This is a genomic window from Ferruginibacter sp. (assembly GCF_014377975.1).
Lineage (GTDB): Bacteria > Bacteroidota > Bacteroidia > Chitinophagales > Chitinophagaceae > Ferruginibacter.
Genome location: NZ_JACMOO010000002.1, coordinates 1 through 12,535 on the forward strand (window position 1 = coordinate 1; position 12,535 = coordinate 12,535).

The window sequence follows — 12,535 nt, forward strand, 5'->3', positions numbered from 1 at the left end:
ATACCGGTAAAATCAGCGGTGGTTCTATTTTCGGTAACGATATTACCACTTCCCTGTACCTGGCGGCAGGCGCTCATTATCAAAACTGTAAAAGCAAATAATGCTACTTGTTTCATACGCTTATTTTTTTACAAAGATTTAAAAAAAAAGTGTGGTTTGCAAACCTTCTGTGGCATAATTGTTACCCTTTATACCTGATTGCAAAATGATTGAACTTTAAAAAACGGTAATTGATGCCTGATTATTAATTCATAAAAAATTGTTATCCCAGCTTATCAATGGGTTGATAGTTTTATATTTGCCCACTTATAACCCACTTCTATATGAATTTTAAACGTGTTAATAACATTTCAGGATGGATAATCTGTATCATTGCCTGCACTGTTTATATTATGACCATGGAAGCTACCGGCAGTTTTTGGGACTGTGGTGAATTTGCTTCCAGTGCCTATAAATTACAAATTCCCCATCCGCCCGGCGCGCCGCTTTTTGTATTAATCGGCCGTTTGTTTATGGCACCATTTGATCCCAAACATGCTGCAACTGGTATTAACCTGATGAGTGCGTTAAGTAGCGGTTTTACTATTTTATTTTTATACTGGACCATTACGCATTATGCAAAAAAATTAGTACAGAAAGCAAATGAAGAATTAACCGGGGCGCAATTGTTTAGCATTGTTGCAGCAGGCACCGTAGGTTCGCTGGCGTATTGCTTTTCAGATTCCTTTTGGTACAGCGCGGTGGAAGGAGAAGTATACGCCATGTCATCTTTCTTTACCGCATTGGTTTTTTGGGCCATGGTAAAATGGGAGTCGGCTGTTACAGAAGAAAATAAGGTTGGTATTACCGGGCATTTTACCGGAGCCGACCGGTGGCTAATTTTAATTTTTTACCTGATGGGACTTTCAATTGGCGTGCATTTGCTAAACCTGTTGACGATACCAGCAATGGTAATGATCTATTATTTTAAAAGATATAAAACAACCAAGTGGGGAATTTTCTTTGCCTTTATTATTGGTTGTGCCATTACCGGCATCATTCAAAAAGCTGTAATTCAATGGACCATTAAAGGCGCCGGAAATTTTGATATCTTATTTGTAAATGATTTTGGCCTGCCATTTTTTAGTGGTTTTAGTTTTTTCTTTGTTCTCCTGGGTGTACTTATTTATTTTGCCTTGCGCATGGCCAATAAAAAAAACTGGAACTTTTTAAAACTTGCCTTGTGGAGTTTTACTTTTATGCTATTGGGCTACAGCAGTTACTTCACCACGCTGATAAGAAGTAATGCCGATACCGCCATTGACATGTACAATGTAGATAACCCTGTAAACCTGGTGGGCTATCTCGCTCGTGAGCAATATGGCGATTTTCCTTTGATAGTTGGGCAGGATTTTACTGCACAACCTACCGACCAGCAGTATATAGATACTTATATTAAGGGGAAAGATAAATACACAAAAAATGGCCGTAAGATAGAGACTACTTATGCCGATGAAGACATGCATGTTTTCCCAAGAATGTGGGACCAGGGCAATGACCAGGGTCACGCTGATTATTATGCCAATTTTGCCGGCTTGGGAAAGGATGCTAAGACAGGCGAATGGACCGGTAAACCCACCATGGCCGACAATATCAGCTTCTTTGCACAATACCAGGTTGGCTGGATGTATATGCGGTATTTTATGTGGAATTTTGCCGGCAAACAGGATGATGTGCAGGGCGTTGCAATGGGTAATGTACGGGACGGAAACTGGAAAACAGGTATCGCTTTCTGGGATAATGCCAGGCTGGGTAACCAGAGTTTTATGCCCGACAGTATGAAACACAATAAAGCCAATAACAGCCTTTTTGCTTTGCCCCTTATATTGGGTCTGTTAGGTTTAATTTATTATTATCAAAAAAATAAAAGAGATGGTCTTGTCATTGGCCTGCTCTTTTTCTTTACTGGTTTTGCTATTGTTATTTATTTAAATATGCCGGGTAACCAGCCAAGAGAAAGGGATTATGCCTTTGTAGGAAGTTTTTATGCCTTTGCCATCTGGATAGGTATTGGCGTATTGTATGTAAAAGAATTACTGCAGAAATTTATGAGTGCCAGTGTAGCCAATTATGTTGCAGCAGGCGTTTGTTTTTTAGCAGTACCGGTAATTATGGGTAACCAGGAATGGGATGACCATGACCGTGGTAAAAAAGTATTGGCCAGAGACCTCGCTATAGATTATCTGGAAAGCTGCGCCCCCAATGCTATTTTGGTTACATTCGGAGATAATGATACCTACCCTTTGTGGTATGCACAGGAGGTAGAAGGAATACGCCGTGATATACGGGTTATCAACAGTAGTTTACTGGGTACCGATTCGTACATAAACCAGTTGCGGTACAAAATAAACAAAAGTGATCCCATTGATCCAATTTGGTCGGCCGACCAGATAGAAGGGGCCAAAAGAGATTATATTTATTACGCACCGAAAGCGGGTATTGATCCAAATCAGTATATGGATTTGTATACCATGATGAAGGATTATGCAGGTAGTGATGACCCGGCAAAAGTGGAACAGGCGAGAGACGGAAGTACTTTGAATGTTTTTCCAAGCCGAAAGGTAAAAATTCCTGTTGATATCAACCTGGTGAAAGCGAATGGTACTGTTAATGCAGAAGATAGTGTTGTGAGTGAAGTGAAGTTTGATATCCCTGCCAGATCGGGCCTGCAAAAAGGAGAAACTGCCATTCTGAATATTATTGCCGCCAATAAATGGAAACGCCCCATTTATTTTACCAGCGAATATGGTGAACTTGGATTTAGCCAGTACCTGCGCCAGGATGGACTTACTTACAGACTGGTTCCCGTAGTAAATAAAGAAGTAAACCAGGCTTGGGTGTACGATAAAATGATGAACAAATTTGTATTTGGCAACGCCAATGTTTCAGGCGTTTATTTTGATGAAGAAAACCGCAGACACCTGAACAGTATTCGTTTGGCCTACGCCAAAGCCGCCGCTAATTTAGCCGAAAATGGTAAAAAAGAAGAAGCAAAAAAAATGCTGGAAAAATGTGATCAAGGAATGCTGGAAGAGAATATGAGCTATGGCATGGTATCGCGTTTTCAACAGCACAACTATGTATCTTACCAATTTTTAGATGCCTGTTACAAAGCCGGTGATACTGCCCTGGCTGAAAAAGTTACCCGCATCTTAAAGAAAGATCTGGATCAGCAAATGATTTATTATAATAGTCTGAATGAAAGAAGGGTTAGCCAGTTTGATGGAGAAAGAGGGGATATGGCAGTTGGTGCCAACCTTTTAAGAGGAATTCAGCAAATGGAACAGTTTTATAAAACACCCAAACAATTAGAACTACCTAAGACAATTAACAATACAACCGCACCTGTAAAAAAAACCGATAGCGGTAAAAAATAATGGTTTTCTAGATAAAAAAATCCTTTCACCGTAATAGGGTGAAAGGATTTTTTTATTTAACAACCGAACCAATCAGTTCAGATGATTGTTTCTTACATTGTGATATATATTGTAGTTGTCTTTGCAAATGAATTGAAGCCGTATCGCAAATCCGACAAAAACAAAATCACAAAGCTTTAATTAATGGAAAATAATATACAAGAGTGTTACCCTCTGTAGGGCAAGGGATACACTAAAACAACACATGGTTTTCTAGAAGTTTTTAAAAATAAAAAAAATTTTCGCTCTTGAGTAAGTTGGGGTACAAATTATAGAAAGAAGAAATAAAAATGATTGAGCATTTATAATTGATGACACATTTGCGAAGAGGTTATCGCAGCGAGCATTTATGAAAAAGGTGTAACCTTATCGAAGAATAAGGTATCTTAAAATTATTTTTATAAAAATTCTTATAAGATGTATGATAACCATTATTGGAATACTTTACTATTTATAAACTAGCCGAGGAGGACTCGTTAACAGTACTAGCCGAGGTTGAGCCCCACCAACCTAGGCATGGAAAAATTAATTTTTATATATTTTCTCAGCCATATAATTTTAAACTAAATGTTGCAGGGAAACAACAAAATAACTGTTTTTAAATCTTAATACTATTATTATGAAGGGATATAATTTTTCAAAATACGATCCAACTGAAAACGCTAAAAGCCGCTTTGAACAATTGCTGGATATTTTTATGCAACTACTGACTTATACCAATGGCGATGTTGGGGAAGCAATGCAATGGATGAATGAGTTGGACAACGAATATAAACTCACCAACAATGAATATGGCATGGGCGATTTTTATGAAGACCTAAAAGACAAGGGCTATATTGATGAAAAGAAAGACAAAGGAGAAATAAAGATTACGCCCAAAACAGAACAGGGCATTCGTAAAAAAAGCCTGGAAGAAATTTTTGGCAAACTTAAAAAAACAAGGCAGGGAAACCATAATACTTTTAAACCAGGTGGCGGTGATGAAATTAGTCCTGAATCAAGACCTTTTCAATTTGGTGATACGCTGGAGCAAATTGATTTTACTGCGTCTATCCGTAATGCCCAGATTAACCATGGTGCAGAAAGTTTTAGGTTGCACGAAGATGACCTGGAGATAAGGGAAACAGATTTTAAAAGCCAGACCTCTACCGTGTTGATGATAGATATTTCTCACTCTATGATTTTGTATGGAGAAGATAGAATTACGCCTGCTAAAAAAGTAGCCATGGCCTTAAGTGAACTGATACAAACAAAATATCCAAAAGATACATTGGACATTGTAGTTTTTGGCAACGATGCATGGACTATTGAAGTGAAGGACCTGCCCTATTTACAGGTAGGCCCCTACCACACTAATACGGTTGCAGGTCTTGAACTAGCCATGGATTTATTACGTAAAAGAAGAAACCCGAACAAACAAATTTTTATGATCACCGATGGTAAACCCACCTGTTTAAAAGTGGGCGCAAAATATTATAAAAACAGTTTTGGAGTTGACAGGAAAATTTTGAACCGGTGTATGAGTCTGGCAACACAATGTAAAAAATTAAAGATTCCGATCACAACTTTTATGATTGCATCTGACCCTTATCTGCAGAAATTTGTGCAGGAATTTACAGAAACAAATAATGGCAAAGCATTCTTTGCATCACTTGATAAACTGGGTGCATTTATGTTTAAAGATTTTGAAAGTGGCAAAAGAAAAACAGTATATTAGTTTAGATAATTTTTCCGATGAGTAGTTCAGGCTTTTTTATTTTCTATAGAGGACCACATCAAGTTAACGGCAATACATAAAACGTTGAAGTATCTAAACAGCAAAAAACAAAAACGGCAAAACGCCTAAACAGCAAAAATAAAAAAATGCATAAAATAAAAACACTCGGCGAACTCAAGAAGAACGGCTACGTTTCCCGAAGCATCAAAGATGAAATACGTGATAACCTGATAAAAAAAATCAGGGCAAAAGAAAATGCGTTTCCGGGTATTTTAGGATACGAAGATTCGGTAATACCGGATACTGAAAGGGCACTGCTCTCCCGCCACAACATTTTGTTTCTGGGTTTGCGTGGCCAGGCAAAAACTCGTATGGCCAGGCAGATGATAGAATTGTTAGATGAATATATTCCTGTGGTTGCGGGCAGTGAAATCAATGATGATCCGCTGCAGCCTATTTCGCGTTATGCAATTGATTTGATTGAAACACAGGGTGACGATACCCCTATTAACTGGTTACACCGCAGCCAGCGGTACGGGGAAAAACTTGCTACACCGGATGTAAGCGTGGCAGATTTGATTGGCGATATTGACCCAATTAAAGCAGCCAATTTAAAATTGAGTTTTGCAGATGAAAGAGTACTGCATTACGGCATTATACCCCGCAGCAACCGGAGTATCTTTGTTATCAATGAATTGCCCGATCTGCAGGCAAGGATACAGGTTTCTTTATTTAACATCTTAGAAGAAGGTGATTTACAGATACGTGGTTTTAAACTGCGTTTACCCCTGGATGTGATGTTTGTTTTTACTGCCAATCCAGAAGACTATACCAACAGAGGCAGTATTGTAACACCTTTGAAAGACAGGATAGAAAGCCAGATATTAACGCACTATCCAAAATCAATAGAAACCTCTTTGGCCATTACCGAGCAGGAAGCCAATATAAATGAAGACCAGGCCGGCCTTGTAAATGTAAGCGACCTGGTAAAACGGCTAATTGAACAGGTTGCTTTTGAAGCCAGGGGCAGTGAATTTGTAGATAAAAAAAGTGGGGTGAGTGCAAGGCTTACTATTGCTGCTTATGAAAACGCAGTAAGTGCAGCCGAACGCAGGGCCATCATCAATAATGAAAAACAAACTCAGGTTTGGATCAGTGATCTGGTCGGCATCATTCCCTCTATTACCGGAAAAATTGAACTGGTGTATGAAGGGGAACAGGAAGGACCTTACCAGGTTGCATTTAATTTATTAGAGAAAGCCATACGTACACAATTCAGTTTGTATTTTCCCAATCCGGATACTTTAAAAAAGAAAAAAGGAAAAGACCTTTCGGTGGAAGAAAATCCTTACCGCCCCATCACCTGCTGGTTTGACAGTGGCAACCACCTGGATGTATTTTTTGATACAAAGGATGAGGATAAAACCCAATTGTTATATAAAGTAGATGGCTTGCATGCGCTGGTAAAAAAGCACCACAAAACTGCGAGCGAAAAAGAGATTGCCTTATTAATGGAATTTGTATTGCATGGTCTTGCAGCTTTTTCACTGATCAGTAAAAAAGTAATGGAAGGAAAAATTGAGTTTAAAGATCTGATGGGCAGTATGCTCAATATGGGCAGCCGGTCTTTTAGCGATGAGGATTTAAATGAGAATGATTTTAATTAAAACAGGCAGGAAAGCGGGGGATTAATTCTCCTGCTTTCCTTTTACATAAACAGCAATCCAACAGATCTGCAGATATCTCGGATGTAAGCTGATAAAATTTCAGTTGATATTATCCTTTGATAAACAGTTTTTATTTGGGCAGATGGTTACCCATTTTGTATAAACGCGTCTTTCATTTTTTGCAGCAGGTCTTTTTCAAGCATTTGCTGCGCAATGCCAATCATATTTTTAAAGGCTATGTCTTTCGAAATGCCATGTCCGATTATAACCGGCTTAGCTACTCCCAATACCGGTACACCGCCGTACATTTCAAAATTAAACCGGTCAAAATGCTCATCCTTTATACCTCTGCGCTGCACCAAATCGTAAATACTTTCAGCCAGTTTTAAAACTACATTTCCGGTAAACCCTTCACAAACCATCACATCAGACTTATCCAGCAAAATATCACGTCCTTCGATATTGCCTATAAAATTGATATGTTTGTTTTCTTTTAATAAAGAATAGGCTGCCTGTGTAAGAAGATTGCCTTTTCCTTCTTCTTCGCCCAAATTGATGAGGCCAACTTTGGGGTTTGCATAGCCCAGTATATGCTCGGCGTATAATGAGCCCAGTGTAGCAAACTGGGATAAATTTTCAGGCTTACAATCCGAATTAATACCTGCATCCACTAACAACCCGAGTGTGCCGTTTTCTCTTGGTATGTAAGCTCCGATAGTGGGGCGCAACAATCCTTCAATGGCTTTGATGCTAAACAATGCTCCCACCATCATAGCACCTGTATTTCCGGCACTTATAAAAGCATCTGTTTTCCCCGCGGCCAATAACTGAAAACCAATGGCTATGGAAGATTCTTTTTTTTCACGCAACGCCCTGGTAGGGTGCTCCTGCATTTCAATAATTTGCGACGCATGAACAAGCTCTATATTATTTAATGAAATAGCATGAGCTTCCAGTAACTCCTTCACTTTGGTTTCATCACCAATCAAAGTGAGGATTATATTTTTGTGGCCTTCGGCCAAAAAAAGTGAAATACCTTTTACTGCTTCGAGGGGTGCATAATCGCCACCCATCATATCAAGAGCAATATTCATAGTACATTCGTTAAATAAAAAATTCTAAGACCTGCATCCGAAAACCGCATGTAGAACTTAGAATTCAGCATTTGAAAAATATTATGCTTTTAGAGGTGCTTTTTCAGCAACCACTTGTCCTTTGTAATATAACTTGCCTTCACTTACATGTGCACGGTGACGTACATGCATTTCGCCAGTAGTCTTATCAACTGATAACGTTGTTTCGCTTGCTTTATAATGCGTCCTTCTCTTTGCACTGCGCTGCTGCGAATGACGTCGTTTTGGATTTGGCATATTTGTAAATTTTAATTGTTATTGTAAATGATGTATAAAACTCTTTTTAACTTATAACTATAACTTTTTTAATTCTTCTTAAACTTCTCCAGCCCCTTCCAGATAGCGTTGGCATTGTTTGCATCTTCACTGGCCTCCATTTCCCTTAATTTTTCCAGCACATCCTTGTTACACTTTGGCCCTCCCAATTCTTCCGCACTACACAACTTTTGCACCGGTACACTCAAACTTACAAATTCAAATATCCAGTCGTTCAGGTATAAATGGCTTTCAGTTCTTGAAATATAAAATACATCCGGATCCTCTTCCTGCTGGTTCATTTCCTCTGGGTTATCTACCATTTTCACCAGCATATTAAATTCATCCCAAAGATCTTTTTTCAAAGGGTTTCCGCACCGGTCGCAAGCTACATCTGCTACGCCTCCCACTTCAAATTTCAATAGTAAAAAACTATTTTTTTTATCTAATTGCAATTTCACCGTAGCGGTACAATTGGCAAATTCCCTTGCTTCGTCACCTGCAAAAAATGAGTCATCTACGTTGTAAGTAAACTCATGAATCCCGGGCTTTAAACCCACAAAAGCTATCTCTATTGCCTTTCTTTTTCCCATTACCTCCGGTTTAAAGGACGGCGAAGGTAAGTTTTTTAGATTAATTTTAATCATTAATATCAATATATTGTTGTAAAATCCGGCGGCAACTTGTTTTTCATTATTTTTAAACTGTATGATAAATAAAAAGAGGGGGATTTTTTTGGCAGTGCTGTTTCTAATGGTCATTTTAATCCGCCTTTTTTCAGCAAATTCTTTTATAACAGAGCGGTATTATTCTACGGGATTTTATCCCTTTGCTGCTATTTTTTTTAGATCTGTTACAGGGTGGCTGCCCTTTAGCCTCGGCGATTTGCTGTATGGAGCTGTTGTTATCTGGCTGTTGTTTAAAGCTGTAAAGGGCATAAAGGCATTACTAAAACAACAGGTAAGCTGGCAATCCCTGGTAAATACATTTTCAAAAACACTCATTGTTTTACTGATGATTTATGTAGTATTTAATATTTTTTGGGGTATAAATTATAACCGCCGTGGAATTGCTTTCCAACTTGGCCTGACTATGGAAAAATATTCAGCTCAGGATTTAAAAATAGTGAATACTATATTACTACAAAAAGTGAATGCAAGTAAAGCGGCCAGTTTGCATCACGGACCGGTAATTTTAACCAGTAAAGAAATATTCAAAGAAGCAGCAGAAGCTTATTCGGAGGTGTCAAAAAAATACTCTTTTTTGGAGTACAACACAAAAAATATAAAAATTTCTTTATGGGGCTGGTTGGGAAATTATGCAGGATTTACCGGCTATTATAATCCTTTTACCGGCGAGGCACAGGTAAATACTACCATACCAAAATTTTCACAACCCTACACCGCTTGTCATGAAATTGGCCACCAGATTGGATATGCAAAAGAAGATGAAGCCAATTTTGTAGGGTATCTCGCCGCCACGGCTTCAAAAGACAGCGCTTTTCTTTACTCAGCTTACCTAGATCTTTTTTTATACACAGACAGAAATTTGTATTTAGTTGACAGTACAGCAGCAAAAGAACTGGCCCATCAATTATTGCCTTCTGTAAAAGGCGATTTAAAAGAAATGCGCAATTTTAACCAGCGGCATCAAAATCCTTTTGAACCCGTAATACGCTGGATGTACGGGAAATATTTACAAAGCAATCAGCAACCATCGGGTGTATTAAGTTATGATGAAGTGACCGGCTTTTTAATTGCTTATTATAAAAAAAATGGCAGCATTTAAAATGGGCGATCAACCCAAATTTTCTATACTCCCTGGCAATGAAGAGCATTAAAACTGGTTTTTCCACATCATGCTTTCCACCGGCTTATTGGGTTGCCCACTGTATTTGGCATTTTTTTTCTGATTGTATTTTACTTCAATTTCTCCATCCACCGGAAAATAAATTAATTGTCCGATGGGCATTCCTTTATATACTCTTACAGGCTGCTTTACAGAAATTTCCAGCGTCCAGTTACCACAAAAGCCAACATCTCCCTTACCTGCTGTAGCGTGTATATCAATACCAAGGCGACCAGTAGATGATTTTCCTTCTAAAAAAGGAACATGTGCATGTGTTTCTGTATACTCTTCGGTAACGCCCAGGTAAAATTCTTGTGGCAATAATAAAATACCTTCTTCCGGAATTTCAAAATGATAAATCTGGTTATGTTTTTTTGCATCCAGCTCTTTGTCTTTGTAGGTAGCTAGAAATTTTCCCAAATGCACATCGTAGCTATTGCTGCCCAGACATTCTCTATCGTAGGGTTCTATTTTAATGGAGCCATTTGCTATTTCTTCTAAAATTCTTGTATCACTAAGGATCATGGGTAGTAATAAATTGTTGTATAAAAATGTTTAAGTGTTATTTTGCAAAAAATAAAATATTCATAAGCCAATTGAAAATTCAACTGCTAATATGCCGCTCGTTTATCAACAAAATATTAACTTCTCAACAAAATTAGGTGTTTGGCGAATAGCCGAAGAAAAGGATTTTTTTTTACAACAGGTGCCATTGCAACGGCAGATTACCCATCCGAAGAAACAGTTACAACATTTGGCAGGCAGGTATTTGTTAAAAGAAATGTATCCTGATTTTCCGTATGAACTGATACGCATTGCAGACACACGAAAACCATTTTTGGAAAACGAAGCCTATCATTTTTCCATTTCGCATTGTGGTGATTACGCAGCTGTGATGGTGAGCAGCGGCTTGAGGGTGGGCGTAGATGTGGAATTAGTAACTGAAAAAGTAGAAAACATAAAACATAAATTTTTATCACCAACAGAACTGGACATGATTGCAGCCATTGAAAACACTTCTGTACAAATGCTTCGTGATAGTCTGCTTACGGCAGCCTGGAGCATAAAGGAAGCATTATACAAATGGTACGGCGATGGCGAAATTGATTTTATTGAACACCTGCACATTAACGCCATTGAGTTTACAGGTGATGAAGGTGTTGCACATTGCTACGTATCAAAAAATACGCATATTAAACTGGAAGTACACCTGCTGTATTTAAATGGCAATTGCATTGCCTGGGTAATGAGTTGAAATGCTATACCGGCTTTTAAAATACAAACAATTAAATGCAGGTATTTAAACAGCTATACCATTCAGTAAACTTCTTTACAAGATTTTAAAAAAGAGGTCGCCCACAAATTGTGGGCGACCTCTTTAAAAATTAATTTTGTTGCCGGTCAGATAAAATTATGCCTGCTCTATCAGCTGTATTTCACTGATGATTTTTAACTCATCGCTTAATACTATGCCGCCCGCTTCTGTTACAGCACTCCAGGTTAATCCAAAATCTTTACGGTTTATTTTTCCATTTATGGTAAAACCCGCCTTGGTATTCCCGTAAGCGTCTTTCACCACGCCACCAAACTCAACCGAAAATTTTATATTTTTTGTTATCTCCCGAATAGTGAGGTCGCCATACATTTCGTAAGAGCCGTCATGGTCTACACTCTCCGATTTGGTAGCAACAAATTTAAGTTGCGGATAATTTGCCCCGTCAAAAAAATCAGCACCTTTTAAATGCCCATCTCTTTGTTCATTACCTGTATCAACAGAATTTACATCTGCAGTAAAACTAATTTTAGCTGTAGAAAAATCTTCCTCTTCTGTTACTACAGAAGCCTGAAAAATATTAAAGCTACCTGTAACATTTGTTATCATCAGGTGTTTAATTTTAAAATGTACTTCGCTGTGTGATGGGTCTATTGCCCAGGTTCTTGTTGCCATATTTTTTTATTTTTACGCAAGTTAATTAATTAATTAATGTTTAAACATTAATTTTTCAAATAACTAAGTTGGTAGCTTTTTTCCCCAGGTGAATTATTTATAAGGCCACCTCCCTTCTTTCTTTATTGCTTTTAATGGCAGCTTCGATAATACGGATGGTATTGATACCTTCTTCAGCCGTTACCGGCACAGGTTTACCATTAACGATGGCTTCATACATTCCCGCATAGTAATCCCCATAATTGCCCTTGTCTGACAGAATTGTTTCTCTAACTACTTTACCTTCAATTTCTGTGTGCAATAATCCCTGTTCGCTTGCCGGTTCTGTGCCCCAGTTATCATTGCCCGGCTTTTTGCCAGCAAGCAAATCGGCCTCCTGCACATCGCCCCTGGTTTTAATAAACGACCCCTTCATACCATGTATTACATTGGCCGGAATAGCTTCCCTTACAATATTACCGGCCTTCAGGCGAACACTTAAAGATGGATAATACAACCTCATATCAAACCAG

General features: G+C 38.3%; 11 protein-coding genes. 5 read left to right on the forward strand and 6 right to left on the reverse strand.

From position 1 onward, the window contains the following. Nucleotides 1–323 precede the first annotated feature (323 nt). The 3 genes from H7254_RS00030 (at nt 324) to H7254_RS00040 (ending at nt 6,839) form a co-directional block, all read left to right on the forward strand. Nucleotides 324–3,416, forward strand: coding sequence for a DUF2723 domain-containing protein (locus H7254_RS00030; RefSeq protein WP_301931024.1), 3,093 nt, complete (start codon nt 324–326; stop codon nt 3,414–3,416). Between the two features lie 658 nt (nt 3,417–4,074). After that, nucleotides 4,075–5,172, forward strand: coding sequence for a VWA domain-containing protein (locus H7254_RS00035; RefSeq protein ID WP_301931025.1), 1,098 nt, complete (start codon nt 4,075–4,077; stop codon nt 5,170–5,172). 146 nt (nt 5,173–5,318) lie between these two features. Then, complete coding sequence (locus tag H7254_RS00040; protein WP_301931026.1) at nt 5,319–6,839, forward strand: AAA family ATPase; 1,521 nt, start codon at nt 5,319–5,321, stop codon at nt 6,837–6,839. Between the two features lie 146 nt (nt 6,840–6,985). On the opposite strand, the gene plsX is transcribed toward H7254_RS00040, so the two are convergent. The 3 genes from plsX to H7254_RS00055 form a co-directional block, all read right to left on the reverse strand. Further along, nucleotides 6,986–7,933, reverse strand: coding sequence for a phosphate acyltransferase PlsX (plsX, locus tag H7254_RS00045; protein ID WP_301931027.1), 948 nt, complete (start codon nt 7,931–7,933; stop codon nt 6,986–6,988). A gap of 81 nt (nt 7,934–8,014) precedes the next feature. Then, nucleotides 8,015–8,209, reverse strand: coding sequence for a 50S ribosomal protein L32 (gene rpmF / locus H7254_RS00050; protein WP_301920791.1), 195 nt, complete (start codon nt 8,207–8,209; stop codon nt 8,015–8,017). A gap of 68 nt (nt 8,210–8,277) precedes the next feature. Then, nucleotides 8,278–8,820: a DUF177 domain-containing protein gene (locus H7254_RS00055; RefSeq protein WP_301931028.1), complete on the reverse strand. Its 543-nt coding sequence runs from the start codon at nt 8,818–8,820 to the stop codon at nt 8,278–8,280. A 115-nt stretch (nt 8,821–8,935) separates the two neighbouring features. Here H7254_RS00055 and H7254_RS00060 point away from each other — a divergent pair, with 115 nt between their 5' ends. Continuing rightward, on the forward strand, nt 8,936–10,015 hold the full coding sequence (locus H7254_RS00060) for a DUF3810 domain-containing protein (RefSeq protein WP_301931029.1): 1,080 nt from the start codon (nt 8,936–8,938) through the stop codon (nt 10,013–10,015). A 48-nt stretch (nt 10,016–10,063) separates the two neighbouring features. Here the strand turns inward: H7254_RS00060 and dcd are convergent, their stop codons facing one another. Next, a complete protein-coding gene (gene dcd / locus H7254_RS00065; RefSeq protein ID WP_301920788.1) occupies nt 10,064–10,600 on the reverse strand; it encodes a dCTP deaminase in 537 nt (178 codons plus the stop codon). Between the two features lie 91 nt (nt 10,601–10,691). Here dcd and H7254_RS00070 point away from each other — a divergent pair, with 91 nt between their 5' ends. Then, on the forward strand, nt 10,692–11,330 hold the full coding sequence (locus H7254_RS00070) for a 4'-phosphopantetheinyl transferase superfamily protein (RefSeq protein WP_301931030.1): 639 nt from the start codon (nt 10,692–10,694) through the stop codon (nt 11,328–11,330). Nucleotides 11,331–11,486: 156 nt separating this feature from the next. On the opposite strand, the gene H7254_RS00075 is transcribed toward H7254_RS00070, so the two are convergent. Then, complete coding sequence (locus H7254_RS00075) at nt 11,487–12,023, reverse strand: YceI family protein (RefSeq protein WP_301920786.1); 537 nt, start codon at nt 12,021–12,023, stop codon at nt 11,487–11,489. Nucleotides 12,024–12,120: 97 nt separating this feature from the next. Next, nucleotides 12,121–12,535, reverse strand: a 415-nt coding sequence (locus H7254_RS00080) for a Gfo/Idh/MocA family oxidoreductase (protein ID WP_301931031.1), incomplete at its 5' end; no start/stop codon positions are given.

What these genes read in the sequence shown, in the direction of transcription:
- H7254_RS00030 (WP_301931024.1), top strand. Translation starts at nt 324, where the DNA reads ATGAATTTTAAACGTGTTAATAACATTTCAGGATGGATAATCTGTATC.
- H7254_RS00035 (WP_301931025.1), top strand. Translation starts at nt 4,075, where the DNA reads ATGAAGGGATATAATTTTTCAAAATACGATCCAACTGAAAACGCTAAA.
- H7254_RS00040 (WP_301931026.1), top strand. Translation starts at nt 5,319, where the DNA reads ATGCATAAAATAAAAACACTCGGCGAACTCAAGAAGAACGGCTACGTT.
- plsX (WP_301931027.1), bottom strand. Translation starts at nt 7,933, where the DNA reads ATGAATATTGCTCTTGATATGATGGGTGGCGATTATGCACCCCTCGAA.
- rpmF (WP_301920791.1), bottom strand. Translation starts at nt 8,209, where the DNA reads ATGCCAAATCCAAAACGACGTCATTCGCAGCAGCGCAGTGCAAAGAGA.
- H7254_RS00055 (WP_301931028.1), bottom strand. Translation starts at nt 8,820, where the DNA reads ATGGGAAAAAGAAAGGCAATAGAGATAGCTTTTGTGGGTTTAAAGCCC.
- H7254_RS00060 (WP_301931029.1), top strand. Translation starts at nt 8,936, where the DNA reads ATGATAAATAAAAAGAGGGGGATTTTTTTGGCAGTGCTGTTTCTAATG.
- dcd (WP_301920788.1), bottom strand. Translation starts at nt 10,600, where the DNA reads ATGATCCTTAGTGATACAAGAATTTTAGAAGAAATAGCAAATGGCTCC.
- H7254_RS00070 (WP_301931030.1), top strand. Translation starts at nt 10,692, where the DNA reads ATGCCGCTCGTTTATCAACAAAATATTAACTTCTCAACAAAATTAGGT.
- H7254_RS00075 (WP_301920786.1), bottom strand. Translation starts at nt 12,023, where the DNA reads ATGGCAACAAGAACCTGGGCAATAGACCCATCACACAGCGAAGTACAT.